This is a genomic window from Algoriphagus pacificus (genome assembly GCF_017254845.1).
Taxonomy (GTDB): domain Bacteria; phylum Bacteroidota; class Bacteroidia; order Cytophagales; family Cyclobacteriaceae; genus Algoriphagus; species Algoriphagus pacificus.
Window position 1 is genome coordinate 124,689 of record NZ_JAFKCU010000008.1, and the last position, 24,974, is coordinate 149,662.

Consider the following 24,974-nt stretch of genomic DNA (forward strand, 5'->3'; position numbering starts at 1 on the left):
CAAATTGATTGGGTTTATGAATTTTCAACTGAGCAAATATAGAATTTCTCCTGAACCCTCCAACTCCAAAGAAATATCTGAGAAATTCTCTAAAAGACGTATTTTGTTAAGGAATCAGCAACAAAAACGAGCCTGTGCTAAGTAAAAATGCTAGGATGGAACTTATTTTCTAAAAATAAGTTAATTCCTATACCTCAATGACTTGGTATGAAAAAAGAAAAAATGCTTGTCGAATTAAAAGTAAGTTCATTTTTGGACTTCAATCCTCTCTTTGAGCAGTGGGAAAAGCTCAGTGATAAGGATAATCCAGGTACTTGTTTATACCATGATTTGAAATCCAGGATTAAAGATTTTCCAGGTCTGAACAACGCACCTTTGGATCGGGAAACAGTTTTGAATGATCAGAATAAACTAGGCTTCGGCTTGATTTTAGGATCACTTTTTCCACTTTCCGGTCAGGAAGAGAATAAAATTTTTGCTCTTGCCAAACCTTTTGATTTCAATCCGATTTACTGTACTCCTGCGTTTAAGAGACAATTTTTAACAGATCAAGGGGAAATCAATATTCCCATGAACCTGGACAAGGATAGAATCTTTCACCATAAGTTACTCACGATTTACAGCTTGATTTTGGACCAACTTTACGGGATTAAAATCAATGAAATCTATCCATTGGTCTTCAAGCTTCCCAATGCAGAAGGGATTACCAAGCATTTTCAGATTCAGACGAATTCACAGTTTGTAAAAGTTGTACCTAAAAAACCATTGCCAAATATTTCCGAGCAAGTGGTCTGCTCAAGTACAGTTCCAAACCATTACGAGGTTGAAAAGTGGATGGAACTGCTTCCATTAGAAATGTTTGAATTTCATGGATTCATGATGATGGAAGCTACAGATCTCACACTGGCTCAGAGCGTTGCTATTTTGAATGAAGCAGTACTAAATCAGGATCAGGTCACGCCAGAATCCTTTATGGATATTGTTGAAGATTCTGTGAAAAGCATGCTTGGCGTTCCAAATCTAAAAGTTGGAATTGCCATGCTTCAGTCTGTCAACGGTAAAATGGTGATGAATGAAAGCCGTTTGGCCTATAGTTTTTTGATCAAACAGCTTTGCAGTGAAGGCTGCCAACAGAGTTATGAAGCAGTTTTGGATTTGCTTTCCAAAGTGGAGAAACCAATTCTTCTCAATGATATTGATATTGTCAAAGAAACCAAGTCGCTTGGAATAAAATTAAATGAGATGGGGGTCAAAGAAATGATTCTTTATCCTTTGCGACACAATGGCGATCTGGTAGGTGTTTTGGAAGTTTGTTCATTGTATGAAGGACGTTTTGATCCGATTATGATGCTTTCTTTGGATTATCTGGCACCTTCACTTTCTCTGGCTTTGAATAGACAAGCAGAAATTCTCGACCAAAAAATAAAAGGTATAATCCGCAAAAACTTCACGGCAATCCACCCAGTTGTCGAGTGGAAATTTGATGAAATTGCTTTGGATTACGCCTTGGAAGAGGAAGAAGGGAAAAGTCCTGAGTTGAAGCCTATCATCTTCAAAGAGGTGTATCCTTTGTATGCAGCCGTAGATGTCAAAAATTCTTCGATTGAAAGAAACAATGCATCCCATGATGATTTTCAGATTCAATTGGCTTCAGGTAAAAAAGTATTGAATTATGCCAGGGAAATTCATTTCATGCCTTTGCTCGATCGATTGGTTGATAAAATTGAGGAATTCGAAAAACGAATTAATCTCATTCTAGTCAGTGAGGAAGAACTGAAACTGACTGATTTCTTTCAGTTTGAATTGGAGCCAACATTCAGACATTTAAGTGAGCAATTCCCAGCCTTAAAGGAAACTGTTCAAGAGTATTTTGACCAGTTGGACCCTGAGTTAGGAATTGTCAACAAAAACAGGAAAGCATTCGAACAAAGCCTGGCTTTGATCAATCAGACTGTTGGGAATTACCTGGATAAAGAGGAAGTCAAAATCCAGCAAATGTTCCCGCATTACTTTGAGAAATTCAAAACTGATGGGATCGAATACAATATTTATATCGGCCAATCTTTGGTCAATGACTTGAAGTTTGATCCGATTTATTTAAAAAATCTACGCTTATGGCAGCTTCAGACGCTGATTGAAATTGTTCATTTGGTTTCTGACAAAAAACTGCAGCTTGCCCATCCTTTGGAAGTGACGCAATTGATTTTGGCACATAATACGCCTATTTCGATCAGCTTTAGATTGGATGAGCGGAAGTTTGATGTGGAGGGCGCTTATAATATTCGATACGAAATCATCAAAAAGCGAATTGACAAAGCCTTGGTAAAAGGCTCGATGGAGCGATTAAATCAGCCGGGAAAAATAGCCATTGTCTATTCCCAGCAAAAAGAGGCAAGAGAATACCTGGATTTTATCCAGTTCCTTCAAAACAAAAACTTGCTTACCCAGGAGGTAGAAGATTTGGAACTTGAAGAAATGCAAGGAGTTTATGGCTTGAAAGCGATTCGAGTTACGGTAAAAGAAAGAGCTCAAGAAAATCCTGAAATCTTCTCAAAACTGATAGCCGAAAGAAAAGAAAGGTAGAGTTTCTTCGTCGTTAAATCCTAGAGATATTGTCGCTACAATTTGGTTAAGTGGGGCGAGCCAAAGCCCCAAACCAAATGTATTATGCCATTTGTTGGACTTTTCATTTTCTTGCCAAACTCTACCAATATCGTGGAATCCCAAAACACCGATAGTTGCGGGTAGAATATAAGTTTTGAGATTGAATACCTGAATTCGAACTTCTGTGTTATTGTAGGCGACCGCTTTGCCATTAAATCGATAGCGTCTGAAACCCCTCAGATTATCCATGCCTCCGAGGATTTGCCCTTGGAAGAACTCAAAATCCCCCCAGTTTTTACCTGCACCAAATCGGGAAGCCCAAACCACTCGAGAAGGATATTTAAATGACCAGTACAAAGCCAATTCGGTATCAAAGCGAGTGAAATTTCCTGAAGCAGGATTCAATCCCCAACTTCTTTTCAAGTGATTTTGAAAATGAAATCCTCTGGTTGGAATATTTGGATTGTCTCGTTTATCAAAATCCAAGTTTGCCGAGATTCCTGTATAAAACTTGGCTTGATCCAAATCGATCTGATCTAAGCCAGATTCTGGACTGGTGATAAATTTATCTTCATTATCATCCGGATCAAATCGGAAAACCTGGTAGTGCGGACCAATTGTAAATTTGCCGATTTCGCCCACTTTTGATTGCAAGCCAGCTGATAATTCATACCAACTGAAGCGAGCCCGGTAATAGCGAATGTCAAATTTTTCGGGATCATAGTCAGTTTCATTTCCCTGCCCGAAATAGTTAAAAACATAATCAGGAGCTTTGATATCAGCTTGCCAAACTAAGTCCCAGTTATTCAATACATCTACCGCATGTCCATGGTAATCCAAATTGAAAGCATTGGTTTTAAAAGCCCAATTACCTTTGATGCTTTGTCGGATGGCATATGGCTCCTTTTTAAATCCTTGTTTCTCCCACAAAATGCCTGCTCCAAAGAAAATCCCATCATCCTGGTTGAACTCAATGGAAGCCAAAGGCATCACTTTATCGTACTTAAACTCCTTCCGATTATAGCTTAGAATGCTAGGATTATGTGCGATTTTTATGCGAGAAGACTCACCAAGATCAAGTGATTGCTTTTCGGTTTTGGATTGGTAAATCAATTGGGACTTTCGACTTAGATCTGCATCATCCTCCAGGGTTTTATCTCCTTCACCAGGGATAACCCTGATTTTGATTTTTCCTGGACCTTCCCCTTTAAAAATGAATTTGTCATCTCCTTCTAAGCCATAAATTCGGATTTCATCAGTCTCTTCAGGATGGAATTTTCTATCAAAAATCTTTTGCTCCAGATCTCCGGATTTACTGATTTTTCGGACCTCCACTTTGATGCTTCCATCAGGTTCATGTTTGACCTCAAACTCCTCGTCTTTATTACTTCCGACTACATTTACATCCTTAGAAAGGAACTGGTAATATTCCAGAGATTTCTCTTTCAACCAAGTTTTGCGATAGCGGAGTTTATCCTTTATTTCAGCTGCGTCCTTTTCCCTTATCGACTTTGGCCAGTCAATAAATGCTTCATCGATAACTTCATCTGATAATTTTGGCAGAAGTTTATCGATAGTGTTTTCCCAGTCTTTTTTCTCCAAGCCATTCAGAAAACTGCGGTCAAAGTATCTGCCATTGAACATGAAACCATTCACGTTTTTCAACTCGTAATCAAAGCCTTGAAATTTCGGGTTCAACCATTTTCTGCTGGCTATTTTCGGAAAGAATCCTTCATTGACGAAGAATGCTTGATCACGATCCCGTGGCATTGGTGTAAATTCCCAATCTCCTTTTTTCTTCTCACCAACCCATCTCCATTGGTCGTCATGTCTGTCCCAATCAGCGATCCATAAGTCGAAAATTCTAGCTTTAAGCACTTCTTTTTGATCCACCTGATTGTCATTGTCCTTGCGAATTGATTTCAGCATTTTGTCTGTGCTAAAAAACTCAATGTCCTTTTTGGAATTTGACTTTCCGATTTCTCTTTCTTCAAATAAATAAAGTTCATCAGCAAAATTTTCCCGATAGATTCCCAGCAAAGGATCATCGGGTAGATAAACAATTTTTGGATTGGTATGGATAACTCCAGCTGCTTCTGCGAGATTTGCCACAGCAATTGCGGCATAGGGATGGGAAGAGGAAATCTGGTCCTGAACTACCTGCTTTGCGATGGTCTGCCTTAGAGGTGCAGCAAGGGCATTTTCAGGATATTTGTTGATTGATCGTAGGACAAATTCTTTTCCATCGGGGTTTTCAAGTCGCAAGGACCTAGTTTGCATTCCTCCTCCACGTTGGGAAATTCTGAGTCCTCCCTTTACGGTAGCTAAATCCAAAACAGGAAAAGTAGCTGGAATAGCCCAAGTGTCCCTATAATTTGACCCTAAAAAGAGCTGATGCCCCTTTCCATGAAGGTACTGATCGCTGATCAATCGAGTAGTGGAGTCTGGAAAGTTGCGTTGGAACAATTTTAATTCAGCTTGGCTGATAGCATAAGGCTGAATAAGTTCGGATTGGTAGAGCGATTGATCTTCTGTTGGATCAAAAAAAGTTAGGTCTACTTTATGATTTTCATAGAAATCCAGACGGGCATAACCTTGCTTGGGATAAGTGAACTCAGCGGGATTGTTTTTCTTAATGTAGGTGTCTTTGGCACCAGCTCCACTGACAATGTAATGGGTGTTGTCTTCTTTGGTATAAAACAAGCCGTGCTCATGACCTGCAACTTGGATCACATGTGGATGTGTGTCAAAAACCCTATCCAAAGCTTTGATCATAGCTTCGTATTTAGGATGGGGAATATCCTGAATATCTCCAAACCAAGTTCGATAAAGTGGATAAATCGAACCAACAATAGGCAATGGTATGTAGAGGTTTTTGGATGCAGCTGTAAAAGGGAAAAGATGGTCTTTCCAGTTGTAAGCACCATTATGAGGACCATAAGCTCTTAGGGGATGGTGCATGGCGAAAATGATGGTCTTGTCTTGGTTTTCCTCCAGAATGTAAGCAACTGATGCGAGGAGCTCTTCTTCTGTTTTGAATTCGCAATCTGACTCTATTCCCGGTTTACCTTTAGAATGAAGCCACCACTGACTATCAAAACCGATCAATAATGTGTTTTCATCCAATGGGGTTACATAGGGGCCGGGACAGCCTGCACTTGGAACCCACATTACTTTTTCAGCAGGATAATTATCCTCGACAAATTCTTCAGCATTCAGAATTCGATTCCAGCCATCTGATTTCCCTTGTTGCCAATCATGATTCCCTGGAACCATCCAGATCTTTCCTGAAATCGAAGAGAATAAGTCTAGCTGGGCTTTTAAAATTGCTTCTGCCTCGCTACGGTCTTCTTCTGAGGTAGATGGCATCCCCAATGGATAGATATTGTCTCCTAAATAAATGACATGGGTGGGTATTTCTGGATTTGCCAAAGCCTTTTTTCGGACATCTTCAACCACGGGATGATGTCCATTTTCAAGCTCCCCAGCATCACCAATCAAATAAATCCTGAATTTGACCGCAGGTTCCTGAGCAAAAATTTTCGAAGAAAAACCCAGGAGAAAGCAAAGGAGAAGAAAGTGTCTCATGGTCTATACTTGAAGATCAACATGTTGGGTCTGCCATCTTGGGCCTCATTGGATATATACAAGTTGCCTTCCTCATCAAAAGTAATTCCCTCTGGCTGCTTGAATACGCTCGGATTTAAATGATACAATTCGATAGGATTGAGTTCCAAATCCAAAGTCATCAACCATTTGTCACTGGATGAAAGCATGTAATAGGTGTTTTCAATAGGATGTAAGGCAATTGCTGAGGGTTGGATCTTGATTTCATCTTTTTCTTCTGCATTCAATATGGTTTCCAAATCAGAGGATCTGAGAACTTTTACTCGCTCATTTTCGAACTTCTTGGAATCCAGATTAAACGCAAAAACTGAAGCTTGATCAGGACCTTTGTCCCAGCTACAGACTTTACAAAAAATCCATAAAACAGGTTCATTTTCAACCTTAATTATTGCTTCAAAATCACGCTTTTCTTTTAGGGGAAATTCATATATCTCTGTAGAGAAATATTCTGTCAATGGATTTTTAACATGGTAAAGATTCCCATTGCTTTGAAGCACCCATGCTTCTCCTTCTAGTTCCAGGATGTCTTCAATGTCTTTGTTCTTAGCAAACTTCTGTCTGTTGGTGATTTTTCCTCTTTTATTTTCTACCTCAAAAATCACCGAGGATTCGTCCTCAATTGCCCATAGTTTTCCATCTTCAATCCATTCCAATCCTGAAACCTCCTCTAGGTTATCGGAAAGGATGATTTTTTCCATGCTTTCTATGGAATAGGACTCTGGAAATTTATTATAATCAGACCTGGCGCCAGAGGAGTAGCATTGGCTCAAAAGCAAAAAGCAAAAAATGTATATGTTAGAAAATTGAGTCATGCATTCACTGGAACGATTAATCTTTTAACTTAGATAATTCAAAATAAGCTATTACCAGTGGATAATCAATTAGAGAAATTTGAATCTTGGATGCGAGAGATGTTTGCCAACCGCCAAATGAAGGAGGTTTGCTACCATAATCTTGACCATACGCTGTTGATTGTAACAAAAGTCCAGGAATTAGGAGCTTATTATGATTTGCCAAAGGAAGAGATGGAAAACCTCTTTTTTGCTGGTTGGCTGCACGATATCGGCTATTGGGATGGAGTCGCTGAAGGACATGAAGCCAAAGGAGCGGAACTTGCTCAAAAATGCCTTTTGGAAATCGGGCTGGAACAAGCTCGAATCGATCGAATCAAAGCTGCTATTTTGGCCACAAGAGTACCTCAGCATCCTAGTAATATTATTGAGTCCATTATTTGTGACGCTGATTTATACCATTTGAGCTCGGATCAGTTTTATGAGCAGACTTTGCTTTTGAAAAAAGAAAAAGAGTTGATTCTAGGAGAGAAAATCTCCTTGCCGGAATGGCTGAAGGGAACTAGGAATTTTTTGAATTCCCATCATTATCATACGGAGTTTGCATTGAAATTTTTCCAACCTGGAAAAGAAAAAAACATGAAAATATTGGAAGATAAAATCACTGAGGCCGAGCTGAAGGAGGCGAAAAAAGCTAAAAAAAAAGCGAAGGATAAAAAGTCAGACAGGGGAATAGAAACGATGTTTCGAATCACCTCCAAAAACCATCTGGAACTTTCCGCAATGGCTGACAACAAAGCCAATATCATGATTTCGGTCAATTCAATTGTGATTTCTATCGTGGTGACAGTCTTGATCCGAAAACTGGAAGAATTCCCAAATTATACCATCCCTGCAATCTTGCTCATAGCGACCTGCCTATCGGCGATGGTTTTTGCAGTTTTGGCCACCCGTCCCAAAGTCACACATGGAACCAATACCATAGAGGATATCGATAAGAAAGAAAGCAATTTGCTCTACTTCGGAAACTTTTATGATTTGAGTCTGAAAGATTATACTAGAGGCATGCACTCGATGATGGAAGACGGGGATTACCTCTATGATTCTATGATCCGGGATATTTATTATTTGGGAAAAGTCCTTGCAGTCAAGTACAAGTTGCTTCGCAAAAGCTATAATATTTTTATGTTCGGCTTCGTGATTTCAATCTTATCCTTTCTGATTGCTACCTTATTTTTTGAACCATTGCAATATTAATTGGATCAGAGCTGGTAGTATGATTTGGATTGAAGTAATTCCAAGCAAATCCTGAATTTTTCTAATTCAATACTCAAGCTTCATTGCTGAATCCTCAGGATCATCCTTGATTTTTTTTTGCAAAGAAGGCTACGTATTCATCCTCAGGAGCATAGACCAATAAGGATACTTTTTGGGTGAATTTAACAAGATTCTCCAGAGGGGAGATTGTGATTAAAAATTCAATTTTTTCAAAAATACAGTATCGTGATAGTTTCGTGAGGTTTAAAAATTAATTTCCCGTTCAAATTCTTTAAAATGAAAAAAGTATTAGTAGTTGAAGATGATCCAAATATCAGTCAACTGATACAGATTCACCTCCATGATCTAGGCTATCAAATACAGGTTTGTAATCACGGGAGAGAGGGTTTTGAACTCGCAAACAGCAATCCTTTTGACCTCATTATATTGGACATCATGTTGCCTGAAATGGATGGTTTGACGATCTGCCAACGCCTCAGAGCTTTTGATAATTTCACCCCTATTTTGATGATTACTGCAAAATCCGAAGAAATCGATAAAGTGATAGGTTTGGAATCAGGAGCAGATGATTACATCACAAAGCCATTTAAAATCCGGGAATTCATCGCGAGAGTCAAAGCAATCATGAGAAGACAGGATCAATTTAATCTGGTAGCATCTAGGGAAACCAATTTGATCAAATTTGACAGTTTGGAGATTGATGAAAAAAAGAGAAAAGTGGTTTTGAATGAAATGCGTATGGATCTGACGCCAAAAGAATTTGACCTGCTGGTGTTGATGGCAAAAAACCCAGGAAGAAGTTATAGCCGTGGCGAACTCCTGGAATTGATCTGGGGATACGATTTTTCCGGTTACGAGCATACGGTTAATGCCCACATCAATCGCCTGAGATCCAAAATCGAGGAGGATCCCAATAATCCGAATTTTATCCTGACTACCTGGGGAGTAGGCTACCGATTTAACGATGAACTTTAAGCAAGAACTATGAAGAGTCTATTTTGGAGAATATCCGTTTCTTTTGCTTTGGTATTGCTGATTGTTGGCTGTTCCTATGTCTTTATCACAGCGAGTACTGCCCAGCGGTATTTTCAGGAAACCACCCAGCGATTGAATGCTACCGTTGCAGATTATATGATTGAGGAAGTCAATCCCTTTCAAAATGGAGAGGTGAATGAGGAAGCTCTAGGAACGATCATGCATTCCATGATGGCTGTTAACCCGGGGATTGAGGTTTACCTCTTGGATCCAAAAGGCGAGATTTTGTCTTTTGTGGTTTTGGATAAACTGGTAAAGTTGAAATCAGTAGATCTGGAGCCTGTTCAGGAATTTTTGGCAACAGGAGGAGAAGAGTTTGTGATGGGTGATGATCCCAGAAACCCCGGAGAGAAATCAGTTTTTTCTGCTACTGCAGTTTATGAAGAAGGAGAGATTTTAGGTTATGTATATATCATTTTAGCAAGTGAAAAATACGAGACCATTGCTTCCGGACTTTTGGGTAGTTATTGGATGCAGTTGACTTTTGAATCGATCCTAATCACCATGATCGTGGCTTTGCTTATTGGAGTGGTTCTCTTTGGTTTGTTGACTCGTCATTTGCGAAAAATCGTGAAAACAGTGGAGCAATTTAAAGATGGAAATCTAGAGGCTCGTGTTCCCAAGGCAAAGACAGAATCAGAATTAGCTGTATTGGGAGATACCTTCAATCATATGGCGGATACCATTTTGGATAATATAGAGGAACTCAAAAAAGTAGATAGCTTACGAAGAGAGCTGATAGCAAATGTTTCGCATGACCTAAGAAATCCACTCGCAATCATCAATGGCTACATAGAGACCCTACAAATTAAAGGTGACTCAATCAGTTCTGAGGAGAAAGAGAAATACCTAAAAATCATCGGAGCTTCCACGGATAAACTATCGCAATTGGTTTCAGACCTTTTTGACCTGTCCAAACTCGAAAGTGGGCAAATGACTCTTAAAATGGAGCGGCTGAAAATCCAGGAATTGCTTTATGATTCTTCCTTGAAATACGAGTTGATGGCTCAAACAAAGGACATTCAGATCAAAACCCAGATTTGTCAAAATCTTCCTTTGGTAAAAGCAGATCTATATCTGATGGATCGTGTGATTCAAAACCTTTTAGATAATGCCGTCAAATACACTCCTGAAAATGGTGAAATCCTCATTGATGCCTGCGAAACGGAATCTGGTGTGAGCATCAAAATCAGAAACAGCGGTTCTGGGATTCCGCAAAAAGATCTAGCTGCCATTTTTGATCGCTACTATATGATTGATAAAGACAGAAATGGGGTAGAAGGGTCAGGTCTTGGTCTAGCTATAGTCAAGCGGATTCTTGAGGTACATGGATCGGAAATAAGTATAGAATCCGATTCTAGAACATACACCGAATTCGAATTCGAATTGCCGGTTTAGTCATTTCAATTGAACTTGAATTAAATATTTTACAGATATTTATAGTTAAAGAAAATTTAGAAATACTAATCTTATGAGAAGGGTCTTTTTACTTTTTTTATTAGCTCTCGGCTTTTCTTTAAATGGCTGCATTGATGATCCTAAAATCAATCCAGATGACCTGATTGGAAGATGGGAGAGTGTAAATCCTGATCCTAACGATCCTGATTTTGCAATTGTTTTATATTATGAAATGAAAGGTGATTTTACTTTAGAGGAAGGTTTTTTAAAAAGAAATCTAAAGAACAATGAGGAGCTTTATAGATTCATGGCGACTAGTGAATACTTTACAAAAAATGGGTTTTTGGAATTTAGGAACTATAAAACCTTTCGTGCCATCGAAAATCAAGGCACCGAGGAATATGTTCCAAAAAACCAACTTGTGAAATATGGTACTCCAATTTCTCGGAAGATGCCCTATAAATTATTAGAGAATAATACTGTATTATCTGTCTATCAAGGATGTCCAGCAGATTTTTGTTACGATGTTCTTTATGACAAAAAGTAGAATCCTTTTTATTCAAAAGGGTTCTACTTTTTATTTATTCGAGAGGAATATTAGTTAAACTCTCCATTCCCAAAAGGGATTCCGGCAGCACCGCACCAAATAATTCCATGAGTGAATTTAGAGTCCGGTAAATTTGGCAAGTTGAAAAAATGCTCTCCATTTTGATTGACTACGCTGACCAATTGAAATGAGCCGCTTTCGGAGAGTTTAAGTTTGTTAGTGGTTGATAAGTAAACGGTGACTGTACCAGTATGAAAATCGGATACAAAATCTTTTCCGAGCCGCAGAAAGTACTTTCCAGCATCATCAGAGACAATTTCTATCATACCTTTCGTGTTTGTGCCGCTTTGTGAATTCAATGTTCCGGTTTTGATGGCCATGACATTGGCAGTAACCTTTACCTCGGTTGTTGGATCCGGAATATTTGGGTTCATGTCTTCACTTGAATTGGAACAAGCTGCCAAAACAAAAACTAGGAGGAATATGCTTGAGATTTTCATTAATATTTTCATGATAATTGGGGTTTAAAATTTAAAAGGTTTCTGAAAAGGAATCGGTTTCTACTGTAATTGAGCTGACCTTCTTTTTTCAGTTGTGAAAGGGTTTTGCTCACCATTTGTCGGCTGGTATCTGCCAGTAATGCCAACTCAGAATGGGTTAGATTAATTTTCAAAAGAGTCTCTGTTCCGAAATTCTTTCCTTTTTTCGAAGCCAAATCGAACAGCAAGGATTTAATGCGTTCCTCTGCTTCTTCAAAAAGCATTCTTTGTAAACGCGTAGCCAAATGCTCGTTTTGATTCAATAAATGGAGTTGGACTTGTTGGTTGACTTCAGGAATTTTGGTCTTTTCAGCATCAAGCTTTTGAATGATCGTATCATCCTCGATGGCAATAGCGGTACTCTGATTTTCATTTTGTCCATAGAAATCTCCTTCACCAAAAATCTCGCCTTCGCTGACTATCCTGAGGATGGTTTGAGATCCTTTATCAAGGGATTTTTGGAGTTTGACCGTTCCTTTCTTGAGCAAATAATAGCCTTCACTTGTGATTCCCTGCTTATAAATAAGACAGCCTTTTTGAAATAATTTAAAGTCAGGAAATGAGGCTTCCTGATTCCATTCTGGTTGTATTTTTTGAGATGAGATCATTGTTGGATGGGTTTGACCTGATAATAAATGCCGATTCCGAAGACTGGAGCTGAGTAGATGTTCTTGCGGGAGAAGATCCAGTCATTGAAATTTCTATAGTTTAAGCTGAGATGAATGTTTTGGTACACAGGCATGCTTGCACCAAAACTATAACTGGTGTATTCTGTACCGTCTCCTCTCACAAAATCCGAAACAACAGTAACGTCCTCTACTGACGCCAAAGCATTCAGTTTGGCATTAACCCAGACTTTGCCTGCGATTTGGTAGCCGATCTCTGCTCCAATACCGAGTTGATCTGAAAAAGAAACTCCTTTGTATTCTGTGCGGTAATTATATGCTCCGAAAATGCTGCCGTAGAAAGGAGCATTTGGTAGCGCAAAAGAACTGGCTAGTGTCGACCAAACGTTGAATTCACCATCTCCTGAAGGAAGGTTGATTTCTTCAAAATCATTGATTTTGCTAGAAGCAAAGTGGTTTGCTCTTCCAATGGGAATTTCCGGAGCAATGGAAATACTCAAAGGCAGATATTTCTTAAGAAGAGCATGTTTAAACTCCAGTTTCAGATCACCTAATCCACTAACTGTTTCTGTGGTCTCAAATCCATTCCAGGTTTGGAGTGGCCAATTGGCGATAATTGTAAACTTATCCGTGACTCCATATTCACCATAGAAAACCAAAGACTGCTGTGAAAACTGATTGGTTTCAAGCAAATCTCCACTGAGACTGTAGTAATCCTTTGATTTGAAAGACTGGTAAGCCAATTGATAAAATCCCTCTTTTTTGGCTTTGGTCCAGCCACTTTGTCCATTTACTTTTTGAATGGAGCATAAGCAAATCAGCCCGAGGAAAAATACCCCGAGTTGACTTGACTTACCCAACCAATTTCTTGAGATAGGATGCATGGTGATTAATTAAGCGGTGCATTGCCAAATGGAATTCCTACCGAGCCACACCATAGCAAGACATGGGTGTATTTGGCAGTGGAGGTTCCAGATGGAATTTGGAAATAATTGGTTCCGGCAGTTCTGACCACTCCCAATGCCAATAAATTAGGATTTCCATTTGCCGGATCAGCCATAAAGGTGGCTGAGGTAGAAAGGTAAACTGTCACAGTTCCGGTGGCTAAAGCCGTATTGAAACTTGAGCCAAATTCCAGGAATTCTTGGTTTTGGGCATCAATTCCAAGTGAGGCAGTTCCAGTAGATCCTGCTCCATTTTGATCTACAAAATTCCCCATTCGGAGTACATTGAAAGCTCCTGTGGGTTTAGTGGGATCTTGGATTACAGGATCTTTGTCATCAGAACATGCGACAAGGCCTAAAAAGGCGAAGTAGAAAAGTATCATTACTTTTTTCATGGTATTATTGGTTTTGTTTGATACAAATCTGGGCCTAGGATATCACAAAAAAATCACGGAAGAATAAAGCTTTTGTCGCTGAATTGACTTTGTTTTGGGTTGGAAACGAGAATAAATACCTATGGAAAAATCAGAAATCAACAGGTTTTTAAGTTTAGATGAACCAAAGGATACTTTTAGTGCAGAGTTAAAAGCACTTTTCTTTGATGGAAAAGGAGATTGGGATAAGTCACACGCTATGGTCGATGAATTGCCGGGAAAAAGTGCTGCAAGAGTCCATGCTTATCTACATAGGAAAGAAGGAGACCAGTGGAATGCAGACTATTGGTATAGAAGAGCAGGAGAGAGTAGACCTTCTTTGAGCTTAGATGAGGAGTGGGAAATGCTGCTAGAAAGATTTTGGGAAGAATTCTGATTAAAAAGCAAACTGAAAACTATTGATTTTTTAATAGAACAATCTTGATAAGAAGTTGCCTTTTTTTTAATTTGTACTACAAAAAATACCCTATATAGGGTATTTTTTGGCTTAGAATGCCATCGTATTTTTGATGCTACTTAAAATTTTTCCTATGAAATTCTTTTACCTATCCTCTGAACCTAATGAATCTGGCAAGTTTGAAATCCATGAACGAGAATGTGAAAATATTCCGGATTTACTCGATAGGGAATATTTAGGTCCCTATAATAATGGGAATGAGGCACTTCGAAAAGCTCTAGACCTCAACCCAGAAGCGATAACATGTGATAATTGTTGTGTGTCGAGTTTTCAAGCAATTTTTAAGAAAAACAAAATCGATTGAAAATTCAGGAAATAAGATCTATTTACTTTTGCGTCTGATCCAAAATCTTAAATTTGCAGCCATTCGGGGTGTGGCGCAGTCCGGTTAGCGTACACGTCTGGGGGGCGTGGGGTCGTGGGTTCAAATCCCGCCACCCCGACAGGTTCGAAAACCAAAATTTATTAAAATCCTGTAAATCAGATGGTTTACAGGCTTTTGTTTTTTTATTGGTACCAAAAAAGGCTAATAAATACCAATATAAATGAGACCGATAAGGTGACCTTTTTTAATTTTTACATTTAGGTCCCAGATTGGGGGTTAATGTATTGATATATAAGTGGTTGGTAAAAATTCTTTTGATGTGTTTTGTATCGATTTGGGCCAGAAATAGGAAGGATTCTGGGACCTTTTCTTCCATTTTGAATCTATTCACCCACTTTGAACCTAAACAAGTCAAACAAAATGAGAGCATCTAATTCATTCGGAGTTCATTTCATTATCAAAACATCGAAGCTTATCGATGGGAAAGCACCAATTTTTGCACGTATTGTAGTTGAGTCTCGTCGGGTAGAAATATCTATGAAACAAAGAGTTATTCCTGATCAGTGGAGCAAATCCAAAGGAATGGGAAGAGGGACTCGACAAGAAATTCTCGATCTTAATACTTATTTGGAACAGGTAAGGGTGGCCATTATTTCAGACTATCAGGAATTACAGGTTCGAAAAAAAAGGATCACCGCTGAGCTATTGAAAAGTAGATATCTAGGTGAAGAGGAAAAGGAACATACTCTCAATAAATTGGTTGAGTATCACAATACGGAGTTTACCGAGCAGCTTAAAATGGGTACTCTGAAAAATTATTTTACAACTGCGAGGTACCTGTCAAAATTCCTCAAAAAAAAGTATCGGACCAATGATTTTGCTCTGGAGGATATAGATTTTGCTTTCCTACATTCTTTTGAAACTTATTTGAGAAGGAATAGGCCTTCAGGCCATCAAAGACCCATGAGCAATAATGGTGTTATGAAACACTTGGAACGGTTTCAGAAACTGATGAGATTAGCAGTAAAGCTACAGTGGATAGTCCGTAATCCTTTTGAACAATATCAAATTCGATTTGAAAAAGTTGAAATGGATTTTTTAAGTCAAGAAGAGCTTGATAATATCCATCAATTGATATTTACATCAGAACGGTTGGAATTAGTTCGGGATCTCTTTGTTTTTGCATGCTATACTGGATTGTCTTATTCGGATCTGGCAGCCTTAACTCCTGATAGTATCTATAAAGGGGTTGATGGGGAACCTTGGATAACAGGAAGGCGAAAGAAAACGAAAGAACCGTATCATGTACCATTGCTTTATCCCGCTTTAGAATTGATTGAGAAGTACAAAGAAAATAATGGAGCGAAATTAAAGGGAAGTCTATTTCCTATCCTTTCCAATCAGAAGTTAAATAGTTACTTAAAAGAAATAGCTGATTTATGTAGGATCAAGAAAAACCTGACCTTTCACATGGCCCGTCATACTTTTGCAACAACTGTGACTTTGTTGAATGGAGTGCCTATCGAGTCACTAAGTAAAATGCTTGGCCATAACAAGCTTTCTACAACTCAGATCTATGCAAGAGTAATTCAACTGAAGTTGTCTCATGATATGGCTGCGTTACGCGATAAATTGGCTCCAAAACCCTCAAGTTCTTTGGAAGTGATTTGACCCACATTCGGTATCAGATGTGGGTTTTTAATCCTAAGTATTTCCAAATTTGGGATGTCCAAAACAATAATTTATGGCGGTGGAAATAGTTACCAAAGATGACTTGGAAGAATTCAAAACCGAATTATTCGGTGAGCTTGCCAAGCTCTTTAAACCAGTTCAAGATTTAGAAGGAGGAAAGCGATGGCTGAAGACTTATGAAGTGAAAAAGTTATTGGATATTTCCTCGGGTACATTACAAAGTCTTCGTATTAATGGAGAGATCCCATACACTAAAATGGGAGGTATCTTGTATTATGACCGACAAGAAATCAATCGTATTCTGGAGGAAAGAAAACATAGAATAAGAAATGTGAAATTTTAATGAATGTCAATTCCTCAGAAAACCGAGGTTTTTCATGGGAGATTCCACCTTCTTTGGATCTTGTAAAGATCTATTTTATCCAAAAAGGAGCCTCTGAATCTGAGGCTGAGAGATTCTATTCTGTCCATCAAAATAACAACTGGAAAACAGTTAAAGGAAGACCTATAAGGTACTGGAAAGGATGGGCTAATGAATGGATTTGGAGGCTCAATACTGATAAATAAAATAACGAGTCACCTGATGGAACAGTTGATGCTAAAACAGAACTCTTTTGTGGAGGATTTGGAGCGTTTTATTTGCAGCGCAAGTTTCTTTAGAACATAGTTTAAAATGGTTTAGTAAAAGGTTCTTCTGTGGAATGAGTTTGAGAGATTCTGAAATTTTAAAGTAAATATTTTTATAAGGTAGACCTATATTTAAACTTTTAAGACCTTAATGAATAGGTATGGCTGGATTCGAATCTAAGTTTATAAATTACTGAAATATACTGTATTACCTGTTTTATTTTTGTTTAGGTCACCGAATGAGGTAAAGTTATTTTTAAGTTGTGTAAATAATTAATTACCATCAATTTAGCTTAATTATTTTTTATTTTTAGAAAAAAATAAAAATTTGGAAGCTTTATTCTCTAATCGAACCCTTTTAGTTGGGAGATAAGTTCAATTGACTGTTCCGTTTTCTTTTGCAAAATCTAGGTAAATAAAAATCTATTTAATCAGTTAAATGACCTCTTAAAGGAAAGTTTTGTAGGAATTCTATTTTAGTTCTCCGTATAATTGGCTCATGATTTAATTTACTTCATTGAAAGCTTAAAAAGCTCTGGCTCTGAATAAGAAACTACAATTTTTAAGTGCTATTTTCAATACCATCAGTCCAAAATTGATTGGCATGATCACTTTACTTGCCCATAAAGAGCTAAAATTTTAACTTAATTTAGTTTCAGTTCAAATTAGTTAAGTTTTGAAAAACCATATAATGGATAAACTTTTCTGCATTTATAATTCAAAATTTGAGTTGTATCAATTTTTTGAAACCCGAGATAAACTATTCAATAGTGTTTAAATTAATCCCGTTATCTTCCAATAACTTCAATACATTCATTTCATAAATTTCTCCTAATAATGCAAGCTGCGTGACACTTGGTTGGGATTTGTTGCTTTCAACATTCGAAAGTGTTTTTTGGGAAATCCCCAAAAGTTCAGCTACTTCTTGTTGACTTAGTCTTTTTTTTTCTCTCGCTCTTTTTAAGTGATGACCGATCTTCATTGGTTAAAAGGTTATTTGGATTAGTAAAAAATTCCTAAAAATTAGTAAATGTGGTATAGTCTTTTTTAAACATGATTCTCAAATTTAAAAAACTATTAGAAAAAACATAATTTTAGTTTATTTTCATTTTCAGTTCATGGATAACTGTTTTATCATTTGTAAGAGAATACTCAGTTCACTCTATGTGCCTTTTACTGAGCAATTTTTAAAGGAAAAAATCTTTACTCACCCTAAATACCCCAGTTTATTAGCTATTTCAGATACCCTGGAGGAATATAAAGTGGATTCATTGGCAGCCAAGATTGGCCCAGATCGGCTAGATGATTTACTTTTACCAGGAATTGTCCAAGTATCCCTAGAATCTGGTAATTATTTTAATGTGATTACAAGTATCTCCGGAAGTGTCATAACCTTATTTGATGAAAAAGGACATCAAAAAAAAATCTCAAGGCTGGACTTTCTAAAGATATGGACTGGAGTTACTTTACTCGTTGAAGCTAAAGAAGATGCTTCAGAGCCAGAAATAACTCAAAAGTTGCGTGATAAATGGATACTTAAAACATTAATAATAATTAGTTTTTTTTGTCTCTTTGTTTGGTTTGGGATAGGCTTAATAGAGAAAAGTGGTTCAGTACTGGAAATAGGATATTTTTTACTAAAGTTCTTGGGGTTATCCATTTCAGCTATACTGCTTTGGTATCAACAAAACAAAACAAATCCAACTTTGCAGAAATTTTGTTCTGTTGGGGAAAAGTTTGATTGCAATTCCATTTTGGATTCACAAAAATTCCAATGGCTAAATGGCAGGTTAAATCTAAGTTTGTTGGGATTTGCTTATTTTTTTGCAGGCATTGGTTCTCTCTCTATTTCAGGATTTTTTTCAATTACAATTCTTTCCTGGATAAGTTTTTTGACCATTCCTGTGATCTTATATTCTATTTATTATCAGGCTATAGTGATAAAAAAATGGTGTAAGTTTTGTCTGATGGTTCAAATAGTATTAATTCTTGAAGTTCTGACAATTATTAATGGAAGATTTTGGATAGGTGGAATTGAACTATCATCATTGTTATTTTTTGTCTTTCTCTTTACAGTCATAATAATTGGCGGAATATTAATAATACCGACGATTGGTCTTCAAGATAAATTATATACAATCAATAGAGAACTGGCCCAATTCAAAAGTAATAAGGATTTGTTTGAGCTAATTCTTGGCAAATCTAGAAAAATACAAAATGAACCTAAAGGCTTGGGAATCCTTATGAAAGGTGAAAAGTCCAAATATCAGGTCATAAAAGTAAGTAATCCAAATTGTGGCCCATGTGCGCAAGCACATCCTGTATTGGAAAATCTATTTGCAAAAGGGAATATAGATTTTCAGATTCTTTTTGTTTCTGGCAATATTGACAAACAAAAAGAAAGAACTGTTCAGCATTTCCTTGCTATTAAAGATAAAGGTGATTCAAGACTGATGATGGACGCATTAAATGATTGGTATGTGTCCGATAATCAAAATTACAGTACATTTTCAGAAAAATATCCAATTGATTTTGAACTTGAAAACCAGGAGGAAAAAATTAGGGCTATGGAAGATTGGTGTGAAAAGGAGCAAATTAATTATACACCGACATTATTTATAAACGGATATGAACTTCCTAAAGAATACAATTTAGAGGATTTGAAATATATACTTATTTAAAGAAAGTGAAGATAAAATAATGTTCATATTCTTCGGGTGAACTGAATGTCCGAGGATAATCTTAAATTTTTAAAAAATTATATTATGAAAAAAAAATTAAAATTAGGTAAACTAGAGATTGCTTCGGATGAAGTAATTGAAAGAAGTCAATTGTCAACTATTTTTGGAGGTTCTGGTGGAAGCGGAGTTGATGGTTATTGTTATCTTTTGGGTAGTAATTTAGATGTGATTGATACCCTTGATTCTTTTGATTCAACTTTATCAGAATCCCAGATTCGTGCTGCTGTAGAATCTATGTGTCAAAATATGTATCCAGTTTGTCAAAGTACGAAATGTGTCTTGTGGTAGATTGTAGAATTGATTAAGATTTCAGAGCTCCTGCTTACATCAAAAGGGTTGTAGGTAGGGCTCCATAAATTATTTATTCTGAGTTGAGATGAAATTAGAATTAGTGTTTTATGGTCAAAGTTTTTAAATTTTCAATCTTATTTTAAGTATTTTGATTTTAAACTAAAGAATATGAGTAAAATAAACTTTCAAGTGCTTATTTATTTCGTTGTTATGTTCTTTGGTTGCAATAAAGGAATAGATTTAGAAGATTCAGGAATTCCAAATGAAATTAAAATTTCTAAGAATTTTTTATCAAGAGAATTATCTGATTTTCAATTTGAAACCATAGACACAATTGATCTTGAAATTCCAGGAAATCCATCCTTAACTTATTTTCAGGATATAGCATTTGCTAATGATTTTTTCTTTGTTTTGGATATAAAACAAGGGTTGATAAAGTTTGATTACGATGGGAATTACCTTAAGACAATTGGAGTAAAAGGACAAGGACCTGATGAATATTATTTGGCAACATCACTCTACCTAGATAATAAAAGCAAAATAATCTATATGACTGATTGGGGAAATATGTCAGTGCTTTCTTATGACTTTGAGGGAAATTTTATTGGTACAATAAAATCTCTTGGACAGCCTATTCTTTTATTTAATCAAAATGACTCTTTATATGTTATTCAAGAATATGCGTATAGCTCAGAGCAAAAAAATCGTATGGATTTGATTGTAAGTAGAATTGATCCTGGAAAATTTTCTCGCCTCCAGCAAAAAAATTTATTATATAGCTATGTTTCGGATATGCACACTATTTATCATTTTCCTTGGATATTTGGAGGTTTTAATGGTAAAAACTTATTTTATTTGCCAAGACCGAGATTTGAAGGATTAATTGAACATAAAGATACGATTTATAGAGAAGTAAATAAAAATCTGATTCCAGAATACTTATTAAATTTTACCGATTTTGATAAGAACGATACATTAAGGATTTCTCATCTTGAAATGTTTGATAGCTATGCTTCGTTGCTTTTTTCTTATAAAAGAAAGGGGTATATGATAATGCTAGATTTGGAAAGGAATATTCCTTTTTATTATTTACAAAATCCTATTAATAATACTCAATCTGAACTAAATATTGATAATTTTCCGAAACACCTAGATGAATATGTCTTTTATTCAGTTGTGCGTAATATTGAGAGTGAGGAAGAAAAAAATCCAATGATTGTTTTTTATAGATTTAACATTTGATATTTCAAATTCGAGTGTTTTCCTTGGTAGGAATTGATTTTTACTTGAATATTGTGGATAGATGGTTATTATTTAGGTTCTATAAATTAATTTAAAGTTTTAATATTAGTAATTATTTTAATTACAATGAAATATAATTTTTCTTGAAAGCATCATTCCCATATTATAAACAACCTGATGCCAAAGATTGTGGCCCTACCTGTATTCGGATAATATCCAAGCATTATGGAAAACTTATATCACTTCAGGAAATTCGTACACTATCTGAAACTACACGATCAGGTAGTAACTTACTTAAACTTAGTGATGCAGCAGAAGCTATTGGATTTAAAACAATAGGAGCGAAGCTAAATTTTGAAAAATTGGAGAAAGCTCAATTGCCACTAATTGTACACTGGGACAAAAATCACTTTGTTGTAGTATATCGAATAACTAAGACTAAGGTTTTTCTTTCTGATCCAGCATATGGATTAATCCAATTGACAAAAACGGAATTTATTTCCCGCTGGATTGGGAATAATGTAGCATCTGATAGTAAGGATGGAATAACATTGCTACTTGAGCCTACTCCCTTATTTTACAAAAAGAAGTGGGAAAGTACGGATAAGCATTCACTTGCCTTTCTTTTTCAATACTTGATTAAATACAAAGGTCTTATCTCTCAATTGGCGATAGGGTTGTTTGTGGGAAGTTTATTACAGTTAGTTTTTCCATTTCTTACTCAGAGCATTGTAGATATAGGGATTCAAAACCAAGACATCGGTTTTATTTATCTGATATTGATTGCCCAAGTGATGCTATTTATTGGACGCACTAGTGTTGAAGTTTTTCGTAGTTGGATTTTACTCCATTTAAGCACTCGCGTAAATATTTCTTTAGTTTCGGATTTTTTTATAAAATTAATGAACCTTCCTATTTCATTTTTTGATACCCGTATGACAGGAGATATAATGCAAAGGATAGGAGACCATAGAAGAATAGAAAATCTTTTAACAGGTACAGCATTAAATACTTTTTTTTCCTTTTTTAACCTATTTGTTTTCGGAGGGGTTTTGATGTATTACAGTCCAGTGATCTTCTTGATTTTTATGGGAGGAAGTATAATTTATATCCTTTGGATTATATATTTTCTCAAAAGAAGGAAGGAATTAGATTATATGCGCTTTGCCCAGCTAAGTCAAGAGCAAAGTACAGTAATCGAATTAATTAATGGCATGCAAGAGATTAAACTCCATAATGCTGAAACCTTTAAACGTTGGAAATGGGAGTTTGTCCAAGCTAGGCTATTTAACGTTTCCATCAAAAACTTAGCATTAGAGCAGACACAAGGAGTTGGTTCCTCAGTAATTAATGAGCTAAAAAATATTTTAGTGACATTTGCATCAGCACTTTTTGTAATAAATGGTGAACTTACTCTTGGAATGATGCTTTCTCTTCAATATATAATCGGTCAGTTGAATGGTCCGATTATTGGATTAGTTTCATTTATTCGAACCTATCAGGATGCTAAGATTAGTCTTGATAGACTTAACGAAATTCATGATAAGGATGATGAGGAGAGTCGTGACAAGCAATTGGTCTATGACATTGTACCTGGTGAGGACTTAAACGTAACCAATCTCAGCTTTAGATATTTAGGAGCTGATGAAAATGTGCTCAAAAAAATTAATCTGACAATTCCAAAACAGAAAATTACAGCTATTGTTGGAGCCAGTGGGTGTGGAAAAACCACGTTAATGAAACTTCTCTTAAAATTTTATGAGCCATCAAAGGGGGAAATCCATTACGGAAAAAATGACTTAAGGTTTATTTCCCCACGTTTTTGGCGGGAGCATTGCGGGGTTGTCATGCAAGAGGGCTATGTCTTTAATGATACAATAGCTGCAAATATCGCAGTAGGTGAAGAAGTTATAGATTTTGAACGTTTGGTTTTAGCCTCAAAGACAGCAAATATTTATGACTTTATTCAATCGCTCCCATTAAGATTTAATACGAAAATTGGAAATGAGGGGGTAGGTGTTAGCAGCGGACAAAAACAGCGACTTTTTATAGCTCGTGCAATATATAAAAACCCTGAGATCCTCTTTTTTGATGAAGCAACCTCTGCACTTGATGCAAAAAACGAAAGGATAGTAATGGAAAATTTAAACCAGTTTATGAGAGGTAAAACTGTCTTCATTATCGCGCATAGACTAAGTACAGTGAGAAATGCAGATCAGATAATCGTTATGGATGAAGGAAGTGTTAAGGAGATTGGTAATCATGATGAATTGGTCTTAAAAAGTGGAGTCTATTTCAATTTAGTAAAAAATCAACTGGATTTGGAAAATATTAGAGAGAATTAGTTATGCCTCAAAGTTCCCAATTTACTGATAATTTACAGTCTAGATCGGAAGAGGTCCAAGAGATAATCACAACTCCTCCTAACTGGTTAGTCCGATGGGGTATCACGTTAATTTTTTTTATAATAAGCGGATTGATTTTTTTGTCTTTTTTCATAAAATACCCTGATTTTATTACTTCAAGGGTCCTGGTTACGACTATGGAACCCACGGAAAAAATAATATCAAGAACTTCTGGACAAATTGATAAGATATGGGTTAGAAATGGCCAAAAAGTAAGTGAGGGGCAATCTTTAGCTAGTATTAAAAGTACTTCTAATGTTAATAGTATCTTATTATTGAAAAGGCTTCTGGAGGAAATTCCCTTTGGGAAAAATAATGGGTTTTACTTTCCTATAGATTCTCTTTCAGATGTAGTCTTGGGGGAAGTTGAGTTAGCATTTGTGGAGTTTGAGCGGAGTTATATGGAATTCAGGCTTCTTGAAAGGCTTCAGCCATCTTTAGTTCAATTGGAAGGGAATCGGCAATCCATCCAGGAAATTAAGGAAAGGCTTTCTAGCCAATTAGCCCAAAAGGAAATCTTGGAAAGAAAAGTAGCCCTTGTTGAAACTGATTATAAGCGCAATAAATTACTTTATGAAAGTGGGGTCATTTCAGCCAAGGATTTTGAGAGTAAAGAGTTTGAATATCTTCAAATCCAAGAACAAGTTAATTTGATGGCAATTTCTATTTCTCAGCTTCAGGAAGCATTGGCCAATGCAGGCCAAATTCTAAAAAGTACTCAGGTATCAAAAGAGCAAGATGAATCTAGGGCATTAATTAACCTTATTCAGACCTACCACGGTTTGAAAAGGGCGGTGAAGGATTGGGAGAAAAATTATATGCTTTTTTCCTCCATTAACGGCGAGGTTAGTTTTCAAGGGGTGTGGGGAGAGAATCAGCTTGTTATGGCAGGGGAGCCAATTTTTACAATTCTACCCAACCAAAGGACAGAACTTCTTGGGAAAATGGTCGTTTCCTCGCAAAATTCTGGTAAAATTTCTATGGGACAAAAAGTATTGATTAAGCTTGATAACTTCCCTTTTCAACAATTCGGAACCATTATGGGTGAGGTAGAGAGTATTTCTGTTTCTCCTGATGAAGAAGGTAATTATTTGGTTTATAGTTTGTTGCCCAAAGGAACTAAAACCTCATACGGTAAGGAAATTCCTTTAAATCAAGAACTTCTTGGTGTAGCTGAGATTATTACTGAAGACTTGAGTTTAGCTGAAAGACTTTTTTTCAAACTTAAATCGATAACTGAATAATAATTTATAATTGATGTTTTCATCACAAATTTTAATCACTATAAACTACTTTAATATTTTTAATATAAATACAACAAAGTTTTTTCAATTTTCTTATATAAGAATTTTAGCTTACTCAGTTCCCGGA

Annotated in this window: 21 protein-coding genes and 1 tRNA gene; 15 read left to right on the top strand and 7 right to left on the bottom strand. The window is 36.4% G+C overall.

What is annotated here, in order from left to right; translation table 11 throughout:
- Positions 1 to 207 precede the first annotated feature (207 nt).
- Positions 208 to 2,583 (top strand): GAF domain-containing protein, encoded by a 2,376-nt coding sequence (locus J0A69_RS21415; RefSeq protein ID WP_206588677.1) that lies wholly within the window; start codon positions 208 to 210, stop codon positions 2,581 to 2,583.
- Here J0A69_RS21415 and J0A69_RS21420 read toward each other — a convergent pair.
- The gene (locus J0A69_RS21420; protein WP_206588678.1) at positions 2,551 to 6,192 is read right to left on the bottom strand and encodes a BamA/TamA family outer membrane protein; all 3,642 of its coding nucleotides are present in this window, start codon (positions 6,190 to 6,192) and stop codon (positions 2,551 to 2,553) included. The genes J0A69_RS21415 and J0A69_RS21420 overlap by 33 nt on opposite strands.
- The gene (locus J0A69_RS21425) at positions 6,189 to 6,929 is read right to left on the bottom strand and encodes an SdiA-regulated domain-containing protein (RefSeq protein ID WP_206588679.1); all 741 of its coding nucleotides are present in this window, start codon (positions 6,927 to 6,929) and stop codon (positions 6,189 to 6,191) included. The genes J0A69_RS21420 and J0A69_RS21425 overlap by 4 nt, the downstream gene beginning before the upstream one ends.
- Before the next feature lie 171 nt (positions 6,930 to 7,100).
- On the opposite strand from J0A69_RS21425, the gene J0A69_RS21430 reads away from it, so the two are divergent.
- The 4 genes from J0A69_RS21430 to J0A69_RS21445 all read left to right on the top strand — a co-directional run bounded on the left by J0A69_RS21430 (position 7,101) and on the right by J0A69_RS21445 (position 11,280).
- Positions 7,101 to 8,279 carry a Pycsar system effector family protein gene (locus tag J0A69_RS21430; protein ID WP_206588680.1) on the top strand — a complete coding sequence of 393 codons (1,179 nt, stop codon included), beginning with the start codon at positions 7,101 to 7,103 and terminating at the stop codon, positions 8,277 to 8,279.
- Positions 8,280 to 8,576: 297 nt separating this feature from the next.
- Positions 8,577 to 9,275, top strand: a complete 699-nt coding sequence (locus J0A69_RS21435; protein ID WP_206588681.1) for a response regulator transcription factor — start codon at positions 8,577 to 8,579, stop codon at positions 9,273 to 9,275.
- A gap of 9 nt (positions 9,276 to 9,284) precedes the next feature.
- On the top strand, positions 9,285 to 10,733 hold the full coding sequence (locus tag J0A69_RS21440) for a sensor histidine kinase (RefSeq protein WP_206588682.1): 1,449 nt from the start codon (positions 9,285 to 9,287) through the stop codon (positions 10,731 to 10,733).
- 73 nt (positions 10,734 to 10,806) lie between these two features.
- Positions 10,807 to 11,280 (top strand): hypothetical protein, encoded by a 474-nt coding sequence (locus J0A69_RS21445; RefSeq protein WP_206588683.1) that lies wholly within the window; start codon positions 10,807 to 10,809, stop codon positions 11,278 to 11,280.
- Between the two features lie 50 nt (positions 11,281 to 11,330).
- Here J0A69_RS21445 and J0A69_RS21450 read toward each other — a convergent pair whose 3' ends face one another.
- From J0A69_RS21450 to J0A69_RS21465, 4 genes are read right to left on the bottom strand one after another with little or no spacing between them, the layout of a single operon-like run.
- Positions 11,331 to 11,792, bottom strand: coding sequence for a DcrB/PsbP domain-containing protein (locus J0A69_RS21450; RefSeq protein ID WP_206588684.1), 462 nt, complete (start codon positions 11,790 to 11,792; stop codon positions 11,331 to 11,333).
- Positions 11,789 to 12,427, bottom strand: a complete 639-nt coding sequence (locus tag J0A69_RS21455; protein WP_206588685.1) for a Crp/Fnr family transcriptional regulator — start codon at positions 12,425 to 12,427, stop codon at positions 11,789 to 11,791. Before J0A69_RS21455 ends, J0A69_RS21450 begins: the two co-directional genes overlap by 4 nt.
- The gene (locus J0A69_RS21460) at positions 12,424 to 13,329 is read right to left on the bottom strand and encodes a hypothetical protein (RefSeq protein WP_206588686.1); all 906 of its coding nucleotides are present in this window, start codon (positions 13,327 to 13,329) and stop codon (positions 12,424 to 12,426) included. Before J0A69_RS21460 ends, J0A69_RS21455 begins: the two co-directional genes overlap by 4 nt.
- A gap of 5 nt (positions 13,330 to 13,334) precedes the next feature.
- Positions 13,335 to 13,784 carry a DM13 domain-containing protein gene (locus J0A69_RS21465; protein ID WP_206588687.1) on the bottom strand — a complete coding sequence of 150 codons (450 nt, stop codon included), beginning with the start codon at positions 13,782 to 13,784 and terminating at the stop codon, positions 13,335 to 13,337.
- 121 nt (positions 13,785 to 13,905) lie between these two features.
- Between J0A69_RS21465 and J0A69_RS21470 the strand changes: the two genes are divergently transcribed.
- The 5 genes from J0A69_RS21470 (at position 13,906) to J0A69_RS21490 (ending at position 16,864) form a co-directional block, all read left to right on the top strand.
- The gene (locus J0A69_RS21470; protein ID WP_206588688.1) at positions 13,906 to 14,199 is read left to right on the top strand and encodes a hypothetical protein; all 294 of its coding nucleotides are present in this window, start codon (positions 13,906 to 13,908) and stop codon (positions 14,197 to 14,199) included.
- A 449-nt stretch (positions 14,200 to 14,648) separates the two neighbouring features.
- Positions 14,649 to 14,723, top strand: a tRNA-Pro gene (locus J0A69_RS21475).
- Positions 14,724 to 15,025: 302 nt separating this feature from the next.
- On the top strand, positions 15,026 to 16,276 hold the full coding sequence (locus J0A69_RS21480; protein WP_206588689.1) for a site-specific integrase: 1,251 nt from the start codon (positions 15,026 to 15,028) through the stop codon (positions 16,274 to 16,276).
- Between the two features lie 73 nt (positions 16,277 to 16,349).
- Positions 16,350 to 16,640: a helix-turn-helix domain-containing protein gene (locus tag J0A69_RS21485; protein ID WP_206588690.1), complete on the top strand. Its 291-nt coding sequence runs from the start codon at positions 16,350 to 16,352 to the stop codon at positions 16,638 to 16,640.
- Positions 16,640 to 16,864: a hypothetical protein gene (locus J0A69_RS21490; protein WP_206588691.1), complete on the top strand. Its 225-nt coding sequence runs from the start codon at positions 16,640 to 16,642 to the stop codon at positions 16,862 to 16,864. The genes J0A69_RS21485 and J0A69_RS21490 overlap by 1 nt, the downstream gene beginning before the upstream one ends.
- A gap of 820 nt (positions 16,865 to 17,684) precedes the next feature.
- Here J0A69_RS21490 and J0A69_RS21495 read toward each other — a convergent pair.
- Positions 17,685 to 17,906, bottom strand: coding sequence for a helix-turn-helix domain-containing protein (locus tag J0A69_RS21495; protein WP_206588692.1), 222 nt, complete (start codon positions 17,904 to 17,906; stop codon positions 17,685 to 17,687).
- Positions 17,907 to 18,042: 136 nt separating this feature from the next.
- On the opposite strand from J0A69_RS21495, the gene J0A69_RS21500 reads away from it, so the two are divergent.
- From J0A69_RS21500 to J0A69_RS22640, 5 genes are all read left to right on the top strand, one after another.
- Positions 18,043 to 19,605, top strand: coding sequence for a vitamin K epoxide reductase family protein (locus tag J0A69_RS21500; RefSeq protein ID WP_206588693.1), 1,563 nt, complete (start codon positions 18,043 to 18,045; stop codon positions 19,603 to 19,605).
- 84 nt (positions 19,606 to 19,689) lie between these two features.
- Positions 19,690 to 19,953, top strand: coding sequence for a hypothetical protein (locus J0A69_RS21505; RefSeq protein ID WP_206588694.1), 264 nt, complete (start codon positions 19,690 to 19,692; stop codon positions 19,951 to 19,953).
- A gap of 171 nt (positions 19,954 to 20,124) precedes the next feature.
- A complete protein-coding gene (locus J0A69_RS21510; RefSeq protein WP_206588695.1) occupies positions 20,125 to 21,198 on the top strand; it encodes a 6-bladed beta-propeller in 1,074 nt (357 codons plus the stop codon).
- Positions 21,199 to 21,341: 143 nt separating this feature from the next.
- The gene (locus J0A69_RS21515) at positions 21,342 to 23,543 is read left to right on the top strand and encodes a peptidase domain-containing ABC transporter (protein ID WP_206588696.1); all 2,202 of its coding nucleotides are present in this window, start codon (positions 21,342 to 21,344) and stop codon (positions 23,541 to 23,543) included.
- Positions 23,544 to 24,121: 578 nt separating this feature from the next.
- Positions 24,122 to 24,847 (top strand): HlyD family secretion protein, encoded by a 726-nt coding sequence (locus J0A69_RS22640; protein WP_236033067.1) that lies wholly within the window; start codon positions 24,122 to 24,124, stop codon positions 24,845 to 24,847.
- Positions 24,848 to 24,974 lie beyond the last annotated feature (127 nt).